This is a genomic window from Paraburkholderia sacchari, assembly GCF_000785435.2.
In the GTDB taxonomy this organism is placed as follows: Bacteria; Pseudomonadota; Gammaproteobacteria; order Burkholderiales; family Burkholderiaceae; genus Paraburkholderia; species Paraburkholderia sacchari.
Window position 1 is genome coordinate 122,488 of the sequence record NZ_JTDB02000013.1, and the last position, 16,058, is coordinate 138,545.

At 65.0% G+C, this 16,058-nt stretch carries 16 protein-coding genes; 6 read left to right on the forward strand and 10 right to left on the reverse strand.

What is annotated here, in order from left to right:
* Positions 1 to 174 precede the first annotated feature (174 nt).
* Positions 175 to 1,338 (forward strand): methyltransferase, encoded by a 1,164-nt coding sequence (locus tag NH14_RS30180; RefSeq protein ID WP_035531608.1) that lies wholly within the window; start codon positions 175 to 177, stop codon positions 1,336 to 1,338.
* Between the two features lie 172 nt (positions 1,339 to 1,510).
* Here NH14_RS30180 and NH14_RS30185 read toward each other — a convergent pair whose 3' ends face one another.
* Entirely contained in the window at positions 1,511 to 1,831 is a 321-nt protein-coding gene (locus NH14_RS30185; RefSeq protein ID WP_035531606.1) for a hypothetical protein, read from the reverse strand.
* Between the two features lie 387 nt (positions 1,832 to 2,218).
* Between NH14_RS30185 and NH14_RS30190 the strand changes: the two genes are divergently transcribed.
* A complete protein-coding gene (locus NH14_RS30190) occupies positions 2,219 to 3,088 on the forward strand; it encodes a class I SAM-dependent methyltransferase (RefSeq protein WP_035531603.1) in 870 nt (289 codons plus the stop codon).
* 42 nt (positions 3,089 to 3,130) lie between these two features.
* Here the strand turns inward: NH14_RS30190 and NH14_RS30195 are convergent, their stop codons facing one another.
* Positions 3,131 to 3,721, reverse strand: coding sequence for a DUF1415 domain-containing protein (locus tag NH14_RS30195; protein WP_035531599.1), 591 nt, complete (start codon positions 3,719 to 3,721; stop codon positions 3,131 to 3,133).
* Between the two features lie 20 nt (positions 3,722 to 3,741).
* Positions 3,742 to 4,416 (reverse strand): TetR/AcrR family transcriptional regulator, encoded by a 675-nt coding sequence (locus NH14_RS30200; RefSeq protein ID WP_035531747.1) that lies wholly within the window; start codon positions 4,414 to 4,416, stop codon positions 3,742 to 3,744.
* A gap of 189 nt (positions 4,417 to 4,605) precedes the next feature.
* Here NH14_RS30200 and NH14_RS30205 point away from each other — a divergent pair, with 189 nt between their 5' ends.
* From NH14_RS30205 to NH14_RS30215, 3 genes are all read left to right on the forward strand, one after another.
* Positions 4,606 to 5,889: an MFS transporter gene (locus NH14_RS30205; RefSeq protein WP_035531596.1), complete on the forward strand. Its 1,284-nt coding sequence runs from the start codon at positions 4,606 to 4,608 to the stop codon at positions 5,887 to 5,889.
* A 148-nt stretch (positions 5,890 to 6,037) separates the two neighbouring features.
* On the forward strand, positions 6,038 to 6,640 hold the full coding sequence (locus NH14_RS30210) for a nitroreductase family protein (protein ID WP_035531592.1): 603 nt from the start codon (positions 6,038 to 6,040) through the stop codon (positions 6,638 to 6,640).
* A gap of 208 nt (positions 6,641 to 6,848) precedes the next feature.
* On the forward strand, positions 6,849 to 8,111 hold the full coding sequence (locus tag NH14_RS30215; protein ID WP_035531589.1) for an Hsp70 family protein: 1,263 nt from the start codon (positions 6,849 to 6,851) through the stop codon (positions 8,109 to 8,111).
* Between the two features lie 156 nt (positions 8,112 to 8,267).
* On the opposite strand, the gene NH14_RS30220 is transcribed toward NH14_RS30215, so the two are convergent.
* The gene (locus NH14_RS30220) at positions 8,268 to 8,471 is read right to left on the reverse strand and encodes a cold-shock protein (protein ID WP_027797379.1); all 204 of its coding nucleotides are present in this window, start codon (positions 8,469 to 8,471) and stop codon (positions 8,268 to 8,270) included.
* A gap of 431 nt (positions 8,472 to 8,902) precedes the next feature.
* On the opposite strand from NH14_RS30220, the gene NH14_RS30225 reads away from it, so the two are divergent.
* On the forward strand, positions 8,903 to 10,498 hold the full coding sequence (locus NH14_RS30225; protein WP_035531585.1) for an APC family permease: 1,596 nt from the start codon (positions 8,903 to 8,905) through the stop codon (positions 10,496 to 10,498).
* Between the two features lie 84 nt (positions 10,499 to 10,582).
* Here the strand turns inward: NH14_RS30225 and NH14_RS30230 are convergent, their stop codons facing one another.
* From NH14_RS30230 to hemA, 6 genes are all read right to left on the reverse strand, one after another.
* On the reverse strand, positions 10,583 to 11,377 hold the full coding sequence (locus NH14_RS30230; RefSeq protein WP_035531582.1) for a DODA-type extradiol aromatic ring-opening family dioxygenase: 795 nt from the start codon (positions 11,375 to 11,377) through the stop codon (positions 10,583 to 10,585).
* 133 nt (positions 11,378 to 11,510) lie between these two features.
* Positions 11,511 to 12,125 carry a UbiX family flavin prenyltransferase gene (locus NH14_RS30235; protein WP_276511630.1) on the reverse strand — a complete coding sequence of 205 codons (615 nt, stop codon included), beginning with the start codon at positions 12,123 to 12,125 and terminating at the stop codon, positions 11,511 to 11,513.
* 84 nt (positions 12,126 to 12,209) lie between these two features.
* Entirely contained in the window at positions 12,210 to 12,521 is a 312-nt protein-coding gene (gene grxD, locus NH14_RS30240; protein WP_035531579.1) for a Grx4 family monothiol glutaredoxin, read from the reverse strand.
* Positions 12,522 to 12,619: 98 nt separating this feature from the next.
* Entirely contained in the window at positions 12,620 to 13,468 is an 849-nt protein-coding gene (gene prmC / locus NH14_RS30245) for a peptide chain release factor N(5)-glutamine methyltransferase (protein ID WP_084225822.1), read from the reverse strand.
* Between the two features lie 23 nt (positions 13,469 to 13,491).
* Positions 13,492 to 14,574, reverse strand: coding sequence for a peptide chain release factor 1 (gene prfA / locus NH14_RS30250; RefSeq protein WP_035531573.1), 1,083 nt, complete (start codon positions 14,572 to 14,574; stop codon positions 13,492 to 13,494).
* A 107-nt stretch (positions 14,575 to 14,681) separates the two neighbouring features.
* A complete protein-coding gene (gene hemA, locus NH14_RS30255; RefSeq protein ID WP_052148390.1) occupies positions 14,682 to 16,034 on the reverse strand; it encodes a glutamyl-tRNA reductase in 1,353 nt (450 codons plus the stop codon).
* Positions 16,035 to 16,058 lie beyond the last annotated feature (24 nt).

The window sequence follows — 16,058 nt, forward strand, 5'->3', positions numbered from 1 at the left end:
CTGCCGTTCGTGCTACCCCGTCCGGTCAGGTCGACGCCAGCGCGGCGCTGCGCGATGATGCCGTCATGCCGGTCCGATCGGCGTCCCGGCGCTGCGCATGGCCATGGTCTGCTATATGATGGCGCCGCATATCGAGGCGCGCCGTCGCGGCGGGCCGTCAAGCATTCGAATCCTATGACCGACTTTCCCACCTTGAGCTGGCCCGACACCGATGGCCCGCGCACCGTCCGCTGGCGTTCCGAGGCCGGTGCGCCGGCGCCGAAGCGCGTGGTGGTCGCCGACGACCGCACCACGGCCGATGCAGCCTACCGCCTTGCCTGCGAAGGCACCGCGCTGCTGTGGCGCGGCGACTACCAGAATGCGCGGCAACTCCTGCAGGCCATGGCGCGCCGCGCTGATCGTCCCTCGGGCAAGTCGCGCAAGAGCTCCTCCGCGCCGAAGCCGGCGGCCACGCCGCTCGAGGCGTTTCATCTGCACCGTCAGGCGCAGGCGCAGCGTGCGCGCACGCTCGGTATGGTCCTGCTCCCGCTCGAAGGCGACTATTCGATTCCGTTGCGCCGCGCGCCCGATGTCACGCTCGCGTGCGAGCAGGCATGGGGTGCGCCTGACGGCGAGCCATCGGCGGTGTCGCTGCGCGAGGTGCTCGGCTTGATCGGCGCATACGAGTGGCGCAAGAAGGGCGTGGAGATTCCCGCGCTGGGGGGCGCACGCGTTCACCCGTACTACGGCGTTTTTTCGCCGGTGCGCGGCGAGTATCTCGATCTGGTCGCGCGCGTTCCGTTACCGTCGCTCGAGCGGGCGTTCGACATCGGCACGGGTACGGGCGTGATCGCCGCCGTGCTGGCCGCGCGCGGCGTGAAGCAGGTGATCGCCACCGATCAGGACGCCCGGGCGCTCGCTTGCGCGCGAGAGAACCTTGCGCAGCTCGGCTACAGCGATCGTGTGGAAGTCATCGAGGCCGACCTGTTCCCGCCGGGGCGTGCGCTGCTCGTGGTCTGCAATCCGCCCTGGGTGCCGGCGCGACCGGCGTCGCCGATCGAATACGCGGTGTTCGATCCGGACAGCCGCATGCTGCGCGGCTTTCTCGCCGGTTTGAAGGATCATCTGGAGCCGGGCGGCGAGGGCTGGCTGATCCTCTCCGATTTTGCCGAGCATCTTGGCTTGCGCACGCGCGAGGCGCTGATGGAGATGATTGCGCAGGCGGGTCTCGAAGTTGCCGGGCGCGAAGACATCCGGCCCCGCCATCCCAAAGCGAGCGATCCCACCGATCCGCTATATCGGGCGCGCACGGCGGAAATTACGTCGCTGTGGCGACTGAAGGCGAGCGCGGGGTCGTAAAGCGGGGTCGTAAACTAGCCACGGCAATTTCGGGCAAGCGCGCCGCATGCCGATTCGGACAACAGAAGAAAGGCGGCCCGGCGTGCTGCCGGGCCTGGTTGTGGCAGGCGGCAGTGCCTGCCCGAATGCTGTTTCAGCAGCGGCCGGCCAAGGCCATCCGGCGCCAGGTTGGCTAACCTGGATAGGCCTCGTCGACCCTCAGGCCGGCTAGCTTGAAGATCACCCTGAGCGTTTGCGGCTTGATGTCCCTGCGTGCTGCCAGAGCGGACATCACGAAATCAAGCACCTTGGCGTACTTCAGCAGGATCAGGCAGTTCTCGAGATCCGCCGCGCCGTCGCGCATTTCCTCGGCAAGCCGCAGCATCTCGACTGAGATGTCGCGGGCCATTTCCAGTTCCAGTTGCTGCTTTTCCGTCCACTCGGGCACATCTACGAGCTTGGCAAGCAGCGCCTGAAATTTTTGCTCCGCATTACCATCCGGTATCGTGTTCATTGCATGCCCCATGCAGGGTCGCGCAGCACCGTGCGTCATTGCGCAGCGAGGGCTGCGCCGTACCTGTGTCATCGCTTCCTGTGAACCCGGAGCGACCTCCCATGCGCGCATTCCCGGTCCTTGGCCGGTGAGTCGCGCCCCAAATTGGTCCTTTGTGGACGGCGGCGGCACGGCGCTGCCGCGTCTCTTCTAATCAACCCCTCCCTGCCGTCCGGATGTGGGTTAGCGATCCGGACGCACAACCTTCCAACTGTGGGGCAATCGGGCCGTCCCCTCTGGTCCGCAGCCTCTTTGAGCTTTTTCCGTAAAATGTCAGATCTACCTGCCGCGTTCCGTCGCCTGCCGCACGTTTCGTGGCAATTGACGCCTCTCTTTTGTGCCGACCCGATGTCAAGCAAGACTTACGAAATCCGTCCGAACCAGTCGATCGAACTCCTGAAGGAGCTCCATATCCTGACACGCGACGGCAAGATGAACCAGGACAGCCGCCGCAAGCTGAAGCAGGTCTATCACCTGTTCCAGTTCATCGAGCCGCTGCTCAAGGACCTCAAGCAGGATGGCCATGACGTTACGCTCGTCGACCACGGCGCGGGCAAGTCGTACTTGGGTTTTATCCTGTACGACCTTTTTTTCAAGGAACTGCACGACAATTCGCGCATCTTCGGTATCGAGACGCGCGACGAGCTGGTGCAGCGTTCGCGCGAGCTCGCGCAGCGGCTTGGCTTCCCAGGCATGTCGTTTCTCAATCTTTCGGTGGCCGATTCAATTACGTCCACGCAACTGCCGCCCACGGTCGACATCGTCACGGCATTGCACGCGTGCGACACCGCCACCGATGATGCCTTGCGCTTCGCGCTCAAGAAGCATGCGCGCTATATCGTCGTGGTGCCGTGCTGCCAGGCTGAAGTGGCGGGCGTGCTGCGCCGGAACAAGGGCAAGTCGCTGGGGCAGGCGCTCACGGAAATTTGGCGCCATCCGCTGCATACGCGCGAGTTCGGCAGCCAGATCACCAACGTGCTGCGCTGCCTGCAACTGGAGGCGCATGGTTACCAGGTGAGCGTGACGGAACTGGTGGGCTGGGAACACTCGATGAAAAACGAGCTCATCATCGCGCAATACAAGAATCTGCCGCGACGCCGGCCTTCGGAGCGGCTCAACGAGATTCTCGACACCTTTGGGCTTGCGGAGTTGCGCGAGCGCTATTTCGTCGATGGCGCCGATGCGGGCGAGCCGGCCGGCGTGTCGAGCGCCGGGTAAATACCTTTACCGCCCCTTAACCGCTCAAGCGGGCGGCGAGGTTCACTCTTCGTCGCGCTTCGCCATCCACGCGCGCCAGCCTTCGAGGCCGAGGCGCCGCAGCGTTTCCTGATTGCGTTCGTAAATGTCGGCGGCGTCGGGAAACGCGTCTACGGCGCGCTCGATGCTGGCCTCGCGCAGCAGATGCAGGATCGGATACGGCGCGCGGTTCGTGTAGTTTTCGATGTCGTCGGGCTCGGTGCCTTCGAACCGATAGTCGGGATGGAAGCTCGCGATCTGCAGCGTGCCTTCCAGACGCAGTTGCGCGAGCAGCATGTCGGCGAAGTGCAGCGCGTCGTTGTAGTCGAGGAAGTCGGCTAAAGCGTGCGGGAGGATCAGCAGTGTCGTATCGATCTGTTCGGGCGCGGCATCCGCGAGTGTACGCAGTTCGGTTTCCAGGTCGGCCAGCACGCCCTCCAGATCGGTTGCCTCGCTGATCGCATAGCGGATCTGGCCCTTCACATGCACGCTTTTCGCGAACGGACAGAGGTTCAGGCCAATCACGGCGCGCGTGAGCCAGTGGCGGGTCGCGGCGAGAATTTCGGCGTGTTCGGGCTGGGCGCTCGTAGCGCGGGGAGCGGCGGTGTCGGTCATGGCGGCATTCTACCGGCGTGTCAGCGGGGCCCGTGCGGTGGGCGGCACGCCGCGTCGATCAGCAGCTTCGCCATGCGCGGTGCGGCGAGGATCGGCCCGCAGCCGGGTCCATAGGTCTGGCTTGCCGCATAGATGCCTTCGATCAGCAGCGCGAGTTCGTCGGCGAGCGCAGCGGGGTCGGCCGCGTTGGCGGCTTGCGCGAGTTCGTTCAGCCGCGCGATCAGCTTCGACTTGTTGTCGGCCACGCTCTGCCGCGCCGGATGCGCGGCGTCTGGAAACTCCGCCGAGACGTTGACGAACGGGCAGCCACGGTAATCTGCCGCGGACGCGCGCTGTGCGAGATCCTCGAAATACTGGACCAATTGCTTGGCGGGATCGCCGGGATGCTTCGCGATGCTCGCCTCGAAGCGCTCGAAGAAGCGCTCGTCGCAGCGCTTCAGATACGCGACCACCAGATCGTCCTTCGACGAGAACTGCCGGTACAGGCTCATCTTGTTGACGCCCGCGCGTTCGACCACGGCTTCGATGCCAACCGCGCGCACGCCTTCCCGATAGAACAATTCGTCCGCCGCGAGCAGCAGATGCTCCTGGGCGCGCGGCCCGGCCGTCTGGGTGCGGGTGCGGCCCGCGCGCGCCGCACCAGGCTTGGCGGCGGTGGTTGAGGCAGCGTCTTCACGCTTGGGCTGGTTGGACATTTCGGGCATCTCTTCATCAGGGTTACGCTTGACATGTTACCGAGCGGTCACTACTATCGCAACACACTTGTGACCGATCGGTAACAACCGGCGCGGCCCATGAGCAAGCAGGCAGAAAAGAATGTCAACGAAGCTGGCTCCAGACGGAGCAGGCAACCAGGTTGCATGGGACCAGAGTAAGGAGCATCGATGAACTGGGCAGCGAGAATGGTCGGCGGACGTTTCCATTACGGATGGATCGTCGTGGCGGTGGTGTTTCTCGTGTTGCTGGCGGCCGCCGGCACGCGTGCGACGCCGAGCGTGATGATGGTGCCGCTCGAGCATCAATTCGGCTGGAGCCGCGCGACGATCTCGCTGGCGATTTCGATAAACATCGCGCTGTATGGACTCATGGGCCCTTTCGCGGCGGCGGCGATGCAGCGCTTCGGCGTGCGGCCCACGCTGCTCGCGGCGCTCGGCACGATGGCGGCGGGCGTGGCGCTTTCCGCACTGATGACGCATCCGTGGCAGATGATCCTGATCTGGGGCGTGATGGTGGGCGGCGCGACGGGCGTAGCGGCGCTCTCGCTTTCCGCGACGGTCGTGACGCGCTGGTTCACCACCCATCGCGGCCTCGCGATGGGCGTGCTCACCGCGAGTTCGGCCACTGGGCAGCTCGTGTTCCTGCCTTTTCTCGCGGCGATCGCGCAAAAGCACGGCTGGCAGCCCGTGGTGCTGGTGGTTGCGGTAGCGGCCGCCGTCGTGCTGCCGCTTGTGGCGTTTCTCCTGCCGGAGCGGCCGGCCAGCATGCAACTGCGCCCATATGGCGAGTCGCATGACGCGCCTGTCGCGCCGCCGGCACCGCAACAAAACCCCATCAAGCTCGCGTTCGGCGCGCTTACCTCGGCTAGCCGCACGCGCGACTTCTGGCTGCTCTTTTTCAGCTTTTTCATCTGTGGTGCGAGCACGAACGGCTATGTCGGCACGCACCTCATCGCCATGTGCGGCGACTATGGCATGACGGAAGTGCAGGGCGCGTCGCTGCTCGCGACGATGGGCATCTTCGACCTCTTCGGCACCACGCTTTCGGGCTGGCTCTCCGATCGCTTCAACGCGCGCGTGCTGCTGTTCTGGTACTACGGGTTGCGCGGCCTGTCGCTCATCTATCTGCCGCACGCTTTCGGCATCGACTTCTTTGGACTGCCGATCTTCGCCGTGTTCTACGGGCTCGACTGGATCGCGACCGTGCCGCCAACGGTGCGTCTTGCCACCGATGTCTACGGCAAGGAGCGCGCGCCGATCATCTTCGGCTGGGTGGTCGCGGGCCACCAACTGGGCGCGGCCTTCGCGGCCTTCGGCGCGGGGCTGCTGCGCTCGAGCCTTGGCACGTACACGGTGGCCTCGATGATCTCGGGCGGCCTGTGCCTGATCGCTTCGTTTGTCGTGCTGCGCATCAATCGCGGAGCGCGGGCGGTTGGGGTCCAGACGGCTTGAGGACGGCTTGAGGACGGCTTGAGCGGCGCGATCAGCCGACGTACCCCGAAGCGCCAACAGCGCTTTTTTTGCCTGAGCGCGTTTCACCGGGCGCAGGTATGCTGTTGGCCCCGGGCGTGCGCCCGCAACCCTCAAGGACAGACAAGGCATGACGAAGCACAAACCCGCACCGACAGCCGTGCCCATCCACGAACTGATCGCCGGCCGCTGGAGCCCGCGTGCATATTCGAGCGAGCCGGTTTCGCGCGAGACGCTGCACGCCGTGATCGAGGCCGCGCGCTGGGCGCCGTCCGCCTATAACCTGCAACCGTGGCGCTTCATCGTCTTCGACCGCTCGAACGACGAAGTCGCGTTCAAGCGCGCTTTTTCGACGCTCGTGCCGTTCAACCAGCAATGGAACGCGCCCGCGCCGATCCTGATCGCGGTGACGGCGCAGACGCTCAACGCGAAGGGTGAAGTGAACCGCACGGCGCAGTACGACGCCGGCGCGGCGGCCATGTCGCTGGTGCTCCAGGCCCATGCGCTGGGACTGGCCGCGCACCAGATGAGCGGCTTCGACGTGAATGCGTTCCGCAAGGAGTTCGCGCTGCCGAATGACGTGGAGCCGCTCGCGATCATCTCGATCGGCCATTACGGCGAAACCGAGAAGCTCGACCCAGTGCTGCGCGACCGCGAAAAGGCGGAGCGCACGCGCTCGGCGCTGGGCGATATCGCCTACGCGAACGCGTGGAAGCAGCCCTTCAAGCGGTGATGCGGCTCAAGCCCATAGAGCCGGCGACCCCCGCATAGCAAGGGCGGCAGCAACAACGCAGCAGTGAACGAGACGCGCGGCTCAGCCCGCGCGTTTTTTCTTGCGGGGACGCATCACCGCCCTTCGGTTGCCCCGTGCCGCGCTTTCGTGATACAAAGCCGGTCCTCCCAGCCTTCCTCCTTGTGCGCGCCCGCTGCGCGTCATTGCCATGACCCCGTTTTGCGCAATCGACTTCGGTACTTCCAATTCGGCCGTGGCGCTGCCAGGCGCCATGCCCGGCGACGCCATGCGCCTTGCGCCTGTTGAGGGCGCCCACACCACGTTGCCCACCTCGGTGTTCTTCAATATCGACGAGCACACCCGCGAATTCGGCCGCGCGGCGCTGACGTCCTATATCGACGGTTTCGACGGGCGCCTCATGCGCTCGATGAAGAGCATCCTCGGCTCGCCGCTCGCGGAGAGCACGACCGATCTCGGCGACGGCAGCGCAATCCGCTACACGGAAATCATCGCAATCTTTCTGGAGCACCTGAAGCGCAGCGCCGAGCGTTGTGCGGGGGCGTCCATTACGCGCGCAGTGCTGGGCCGCCCGGTATTTTTCGTCGATGAAGACCCGCGCGCCGACCAGCTCGCTCAGGACCAGCTCGAAGCGGCCGCGCGTTCGGTGGGTTTTACGGAGATCGAGTTCCAGTACGAGCCGATTGCGGCGGCGTTCGACTACGAGTCGCGCCTGACTGAAGAGGGCCTCGTGCTCGTGGCCGACATTGGCGGCGGCACCTCGGACTTTTCTCTCGTGCGCGTCGGCCCGAAGCGCATGGCGCAACTCGAGCGCAAGAGCGACGTGCTCGCTCACCACGGCGTACACGTCGCCGGCACGGATTTCGACCGCCGCGTGGAACTTGCGACGATCCTGCGCGAGCTTGGCTATCAGGCGCTCGACCCGGAAGGCCGCGAGGTGCCTAACCGCGTCTATTTCGATCTCGCGACGTGGCATCTCATCAACACGGTTTATCCGCCCAAGCGCGTGACCGAGCTCAAGCTCATGCGCCACCTCTATGGCAACAGCGTGCACCACGACCGCTTGATGCGCGTGGTCGAGTGGCGTCTGGGCCATGCGCTGATGGCGCATGCGGAGGAGGCGAAGATCGGGGTGTCGGCGGGCGGGGAGACGATGATCGATCTGGAGCAGGTGGAAGCCGATCTGCGCCTCGCGTTCGGCGATGCGCAATTGATCGATGCGGGCCGCGAGGAAACGCGCCGCATCGTGCAGGCCGCGCGCGATACCGTCCAGGCGGCTGGCGTGGTGCCGGGCGCGGTCAACGCGCTCTATTTCACGGGCGGCTCCACGGGCCTGCTGTTCCTGACCCAGGCGCTCGCCGAGGCTTTCCCGCAGGCGCAGCCCGTGTTCGGCGACCGTCTCGCCAGCGTGGCGACGGGGCTGGGCATCCACGCGCAGCGCCTGTTCGGCTAAGATGCGCGGTGGCGGCCGGATAGCCGTTGCCCACGAAATTCATCGACAAAACTACAGGCGACAAAAAACCCCACTTTCCAGAGGAAGCGTGGGGTTTTTCGGTAAGCTTGCTGGTCAGGGGCTAGAGGTTGGAGCCCCGACACTCAGAGCGGGTACTTAGACCGGCTTGATGTTTGCAGCTTGCTTGCCCTTCGGGCCCGTACGGACTTCGAATTGAACCTTTTGGTTCTCTTGCAGCGTCTTGAAGCCGTCAACCTTGATTTCCGAGAAGTGCGCGAACAGATCTTCGCCACCGCCGTCCGGCGTGATAAAGCCAAAGCCCTTAGCGTCATTGAACCACTTGACGGTACCGGTTTCCATAATACTTTCCTAAAAATGAATGAAGGCCGAAGCCAAAGAGGTGCACGAAAATCAAGGAAGGGGTATGGGACCAGCCGGAGTACCGTTGATGGGCGAACTACGAAAGACCTATTCACACTCGCCGCTTGAAATCCTGCTCGGACTTTATACGGCTAATTGGCAGCAAGGTCAACCAGGGTCCTGGCTAATTCGACATATTTTTACGCCGGGGTCGAAGCAAAGCCTTACAAAGCTTGCTAAGTGACTGTTTTTTTTGTAGTGCCGTAGCGATTTCCGAGGCGTTTTTTTGGTGCAACCGTTAAACTACGCGCCGCGAATAGGTTGCGCTTCAGGGTGCAATCCATTCGTACGCAGGTGCGACCGCTGTCGGAACCCGCCCGCACAACAGACGGGGCAAGCGGCGTCGAACTGCTCTTGAAACAGGAGAAGACGTGAAAAGTTCAATTCAACGGAACATCGGCCCGTTCGCGCTGATGTTCACCGGCCTCGGGTCGATTATCGGTTCGGGCTGGCTGTTCGGCGCGTGGAAGGCAGCCAAGATTGCCGGTCCCGCAGCCATTTGCGCCTGGATCATTGGCGCCGTGGTCATTCTGGCGATTGCGCTCACCTACGCCGAACTCGGCGCGATGTTCCCCGAGTCGGGCGGCATGGTCCGCTACGCACGCTACTCGCACGGCGCGCTCGTAGGCTTTATCAGCGCATGGGCCAACTGGATCGCCATCGTTTCGGTGATTCCGATCGAAGCCGAAGCCTCGATTCAATACATGAGCACCTGGCCCTATCCATGGGCGCATGCGCTGTTCGTGAATGGTGAGCTAACCCATTCAGGGCTCTTCCTCTCCGCGCTGCTCGTGATCATTTACTTCATGCTCAATTACTGGGGCGTGAAGCTTTTCGCGCGCGCCAATAGCGCGATCACGATCTTCAAGTTCATCATTCCCGGTCTCACGATCGCGGGCCTGATGGCTGCCGGCTTCCACCACGAGAACTTCGGCCAGTCGACCGACTTCGCGCCTTATGGCTGGTCGGCGGTGTTCACGGCCGTGGCAACCAGCGGCATCGTGTTCGCGTTCAACGGCTTCCAGAGCCCGATCAACCTCGCCGGTGAAGCACGCAACCCTGCGAAGAGCGTGCCGTTCGCGGTGATCGGCTCGATTCTCTGTGCGCTCGTGATCTACGTGCTGCTGCAAGTTGCGTACATCGGCGCGGTCAGCCCGGACGACGTGATGAAGGGCTGGAACACGTTCAACTTCAAGTCGCCGTTCGCTGAACTCGCGATCGCGCTGAACCTGAACTGGCTCGCGATCCTGCTCTACGTGGACGCGTTCGTGAGCCCGAGCGGCACCGGCACGACCTATATGGCCACGACCTCGCGCATGATCTACGCGATGGAGCGCAACGGCACGATGCCCAAGATGTTCGGCGATGTGCACCCGTTCTACGGCGTGCCGCGCCAGGCAATGTGGTTCAACCTGCTCGTCTCGTTCATCTTCATGTTCTTCTTCCGCGGCTGGAGTTCGCTCGCGGCGGTGATCTCGGTGGCGACCGTCATTTCGTACCTCACCGGCCCGATCGCGCTGATGGCGCTCAAGCGCGCCGCGCCGGACCTCCAGCGTCCGCTCTCCGTGCCGTTCATGAAGGTCATCGCGCCGTTCGCGTTCGTCTGCGCGTCGATGATCCTGTACTGGGCGAAGTGGCCGCTGACCGGCGAAATCATCCTGCTGATGATCGTCGCGCTGCCGGTGTACTTCTACTATCAGGGCAAGACGGGCTTCGACGGCTGGGGCCAGGATCTGAAGGCCGCATGGTGGCTGTGCGGATACCTGCCGGCGATGGCCGTCCTGTCGCTGATCGGCAGCAAGCAGTTCGGCGGCCTCAATATCCTGCCCTACGGCTGGGACATGCTGGTGGTCGCGATCATCTCGCTCGGCTTTTACTACTGGGGCGTGAACTCGGGTTATCGCACGCCGTACCTGAAGGAACGTGACGAGCACGATGAAGTGCTCGAGGGCATCGGCGCGCACTAAGCGTATTGCGCGATGCAAGACCCACACAAGGCCCGCCTGAAGCGATTCAGGCGGGCCTTGTTGCTTGATGCGGCGGCGTTGGCGTTACTGGACGGCCGATCCGAATACGTAGTTCGTCATCGCGAGCGCGCGCTGGTAGGTGCCGAGCGACTGGACACCCAGTGTGTAGTCGTCATCGGCGGCGCCGAGCGCGGCGAAGACCGGCAGCAGATGCTCGTCGGTCGGGTGCATGAGCACCGCGTGCGGCGCCTGATTGCGGTAATCGAGCAGGGCGTCGATATCGCGCGCGGCGAGCCGTGCTTCGAACCAGTCCGTGAATTCGGTCACGCGCGGGTCGGCGTCTTCGGGGCGCGCCGAGAAGTCCGCGGCACGCAGGTTGTGCGTGATCTGGCCCGAGCCGATCACCATCACGCCTTCCTCGCGCAGTTCCCGCAGCGCGCGGCCGAGCGCGAAGTGGTGAGCGGCGTCGGCGTGCGGCTGGATCGAGAGCTGTGCGACGGGCACGTCGGCATCGGGAAACATCAGCAACATGGGCACCCATGCGCCGTGATCGAGGCCGTGCGCCTCTTCATCCACGGCGACGCCCCGCGCGCGCAGCAACGCCGCCGCGTGCTGCGCGGTCTCGGGCGCGCCGGGCGCGGGGTACTGGATCTCGTAGAGCGCACGCGGGAAGCCATAGAAGTCGTGGATGGTTTCGGGCCGCTTAGCCGTACTCACGGCTGGCTTGAGCGTATTCCAGTGCGCGGAGAGCATCAGCACGGACTTCGGACGCGGCAGATGCTGCGCGAGCGTCGTAAAGCCGCCGGACGGCAGCGACGGGTCGATCGGCAGCGTGGGCGCGCCGTGCGAGAGAAACAGGGTAGGCGTACGGGTGGTCATGATCGCAAGCCGCGAGAGGCGGCCAGAAAGTGTCGAATTGCGATCAATATAGGCCTCAACCCGTGCGAATTAAACGGGGTGAAAGGGATTTGATTGTGTCGTCGATGTTGATAATCGACGGGCTGAGCGAAAGTCAGTCCGCGGCGCCGCGCAAGCCGGGCCAGGCGGGCGAGAGCGCGGGGCCCAGCGCGAACAGATCGAGCACGCGCGCGACCGTGTGATCGACCATTTCGTCGATGCTGGCGGGCTGGTTGTAGAACGCCGGCAGCGGCGGAAAGATCACGCCGCCCATCTCGGTCACGGCGGTCATGTTGCGCAGATGCGCGAGATTGAGCGGCGTCTCGCGCACGAGCAGCACGAGGCGGCGGCGCTCCTTGAGCGTAACGTCGGCCGCGCGGGCGATCAGATTATCGGAGAGGCCGTGCGCGATGCTCGCGAGCGTCTTCATCGAGCACGGCGCGACGATCATGCCGTCGGTCGCGAACGAGCCCGAGGCAATCGTGGCGCCCACGTCGCGCACCGAATGCACGACATCGGCGCGAGCGTGGAGGTCGTCTTTCGTGAGCTGCAGCTCGTGCTGGATGTTGAGCCAGCCGGCCGACGAGATCAGCAGATGCGTTTGCACGCCGCCAAGGCGGCGCAGCGTGTCGAGCATGCGCACGCCATAGATCGCGCCCGTGGCGCCCGTGATCGCGATGATCAGGCGGCGGGAGGGCGGGGCGATAGACGGAACAGGCGTGGGGTTCACGAAAGGCGGGGCGCGAGAAAACGCGAAGGCGGGGGCAAAGCGAAGGCGGCGGGCGTGAGCCGCGCCGCTTCGCTTCAAATTGCTTTACGCCGCGGTGAACAATTGCTGCAGTTCGCCGTTCTGGTACATCTCCATCATGATGTCCGAACCGCCGATGAATTCGCCCTTCACATAAAGCTGCGGAATGGTCGGCCAGTTCGAGAATTCCTTAATGCCCTGGCGGACTTCGTCGTCCTCGAGCACGTTGACGGTCTTGAACTGCTCGACGCCGCAGGCTTTCAGGATCTGCACTGCGCGGCCGGAGAAACCGCACATCGGAAACTGCGCGTTGCCCTTCATGAAAAGGACGACGGCGTTTTCGTCGACGATCTGCTTGATGCGCTGTTGGGTGTCCATGTCTGACCTTGGGATAAATGGATGCTGAAAACAATGAGTGCAGAACGAAATGATAGCGGATTTCGCCTGCGCGGGCCGGGCATGCCCTGGCGGAGCGGCTAGTTCACCAGGCGGCCGCCGCTGATGCGTTCGATGCCGGCCAGATCCGTTTTGGAGCGGACATCGGCGAAATGTTGCGCGTCGAGCAACGCACGTACTGCAGCCGCCTGGTCGTAGCCGTGCTCCATCCAGAGCGCGCCGCCCGGCGCGAGGTACGCCGGAGCGCCGGCGACGATCGCGCGCAGCGCCGTGAGGCCGTCGGCTCCGTCGGTGAGGGCGCCGCGCGGCTCGAAGCGCAGATCGCCTTGCGCGAGATGCGGGTCGCCGCTCGCGATATAGGGCGGATTGCTCACGATGACGTCGAAGCGCAACGCGGGATCGAGCGCGTCGTACCAGCTGGCGGCCACGAAGCTGAGCGCGCCGCCGGGGCGCCTGGCGTCGAGCAGCTTCGCGGCGTTGCGTGCGGCCACTTCGAGCGCGGCCTGCGAGCGGTCGACGGCCCACACGCGCGCGTCGGGCCGCGCCGAGGCGATGGCCACCGCGATGGCGCCGCTGCCCGTGCCCAGATCGAGCACACGCGGCTGCGCGCGACCCTCCATGGCGGCCAGGGCCGTTTCCACGAGCAGCTCAGTTTCGGGGCGCGGAATCAGCACGTCGGGCGTGACGTCGAAGTCGAGCCCGTAGAACTCGCGCGCGCCCACGAGTTGCGCGATGGGCTCGCCCTGCACGCGGCGCGCTTCGAGGGCGCGATAAGCGTCGATTCGGGCGGCTTCGAGGGGATGGTCGCCGCGCGTGATCAGCTCGGTGCGGCGCCAGCCGAGCACGTGCATGAGCAGGACGCGCGCCTCGAGCGCGGGTAACGGCGAGGCGCGCAGCAGGGTATCGGCGGTGGCTATCGGTTCGCTCACGTTCGGGTCGTGCTGGGTTGCGCTCAATCGGCGTCGCCGAGCGAGGCCAGCTGCTCGGCCTGATGCTCGGAAACCAGCGCGCCGATCAGCTCGTCGAGATCGCCGTCCATGATCGCTTCGAGGCGATAGAGCGTCAGGTTGATGCGGTGATCGGTGAGACGTCCTTGCGGGAAGTTGTAGGTGCGGATGCGCTCCGAGCGGTCGCCCGAGCCCACGAGGCTCTTGCGCGTGGCCGCTTCCTTCGCGTGCTGCTCCTGGTACTGCTTGTCCTTGATGCGCGCCGCGAGCACCTTGAGCGCGCGGTCCTTGTTCTTGTGCTGCGAGCGGTCGTCCTGGCACTCGACCACGATGCCGGTCGGCAAGTGCGTCACGCGCACGGCCGAATCGGTCTTGTTAATGTGCTGACCGCCCGCGCCCGAGGCGCGGAACGTGTCGATGCGCAGATCGGCGGGATTGATCTCGACCTCGCCGATCTCGTCGGCTTCGGGCATCACCGCGACCGTGCACGCCGAGGTATGGATGCGGCCCTGCGTTTCGGTGGCCGGCACGCGCTGCACGCGATGGCCGCCCGACTCGAATTTGAGCTTCGAATACGCGGCCTCGCCCGCGATGCGCACGATCACTTCCTTGTAGCCGCCGAGGTCCGACTCGCTCGCGGACATCATCTCGATCTGCCAGCGGTTGCGTTCCGCGTAGCGCAGGTACATGCGCAGCAGGTCGCCCGCGAACAGCGCCGACTCGTCGCCGCCCGTGCCTGCGCGGATTTCGAGGAACACGTTGCGGTCGTCGTTGGGGTCCTTGGGCAGCAGCATCATCTGCAGCTCGTGCTGCAACCGGGCCATGCGCTCGCGTGCGGCTTTCACTTCATCTTCGGCGAAGTCGCGCATCGACGCATCGGCGAGCAGTTCTTTTGCTGCCGCTTCGTCGGCGAGCGCCGCCCGCCACTGGGCGTAATGTTCGACCACCGGCCCCAATTCCGCGTGCTCGCGTGTGAGCTTGCGGTACTGGTCGCGGTTCGACGTCACGTCAGGGCGGCTCAACAGGTCGTTCAGCTCGGCCAGGCGGGTAGTCAGCTGGTCGAGCTTCGATTGCATGCTCGTTTTCATCGGGCGGTGCGGAGCGGGCTCCGGAAAGGACTGCGGGAAAGGGGCGGCGGGCTGGGAACCCAGGTTTCAGGTTGCACGTGCCAAGGCGCGGCGGGCGGCGAGAGCCGCTAACGGCCGGAGGAATCTTCCGACGCGTCCGAATCCGTTGCTTCGGACGATGACGCCGCGTCGCCGCCTTTGGCGGGCTGGCCGTGGCGGTAGAAGCCGCTCAACAGTTCGATGAGCGAATCGCGGTTTTCGCCGCTCGACGTGTTGAGCGCGTGCGTCGGGCCGTGAATCAGCTTGTTGGTCAGCGACTGGGACAGCGCTTCGAGCACAGCCGCAGGGTCGTCGCCGCGCGCGAGCAGCTTGCGCGCGCGCTCGAGTTCGGCGCGGCGCAGGGCGTCGGCCTGGGTATGCATGTGGCGGATGACCGGCACGATGCTGCGCGTGTCGAGCCACTGCATGAAGTTCGCGACGCGCGTTTCGATGATGGTCTCGGCCTGCGCCACGGCAGCCTGGCGCGAGGCGTTGCCTTCACGCACGATCGTGCCGAGGTCGTCGACGGTATAGAGGAACACGTCTTCGAGCTCGCCGACTTCGGGTTCGATGTCGCGCGGCACCGCGAGGTCGACCATGAAGATCGGCCGATGGCGGCGCGCCTTCACGGCGCGCTCGACGGCGCCCAGGCCGATGATCGGCAGCGTGGACGCCGTGCACGAGACGATGATGTCGAACTCGTGCATGCGCGAGGGCAGGTCGGAGAGCGGAATCGCATGGCCGCCGAAGCGTTCGGCGACTGTGCGGCCGCGTTCGGCGGTGCGGTTCGCCACCACGAGTTCGCGCGGCTGCTGCGCGGCGAAGTGCGCGGCGCACAGTTCGATCATCTCGCCCGCGCCGATGAAGAGCACGCGCTGGTTGGCGATCTTGTCGAAGATGCGCTGCGCAAGTCGCACGGCGGCGGCGGCGAGCGAAACCGACTGCGCGCCGATTTCGGTCGTGCTGCGCACTTCCTTGGCCACCGCGAAGGTGCGCTGGAACAGCTGGTTCAAATAGGTGCCGAGCGCGCCGGCCTCGGTGGCGGTGCGCACCGCAGTCTTCATCTGGCCGACGATCTGTGTTTCGCCGAGCACCATCGAGTCGAGCCCCGACGCCACGCGGAACGCATGCCGCACGGCCTCGGACTGCGGCAGCGTGTAGACGTGGGGCGCGAGTTCCTCGGTGCGGATGCCGTGGTAGTGCGAGAGCCATTCCACTGCGGAATCGCGCGAGCTTTGCGCGTCGGTCGCGCAATAGAGTTCCGTGCGGTTGCAGGTGGAGAGGATGGCGGCTTCGGGCGCATTCAGGCTGCGCCGCCCGCCGGACCACGCATCCTTGAACATCGCGAGGGCTGGCTTGATCTGTTCGAGCGGAAACGCCACGCGTTCGCGCAAGGCGACGGGCGCGGTGTGGTGATTGATTCCGATCGTTAGAAGCTGCATACCGTGGGGCGAAGATTTAGCCGG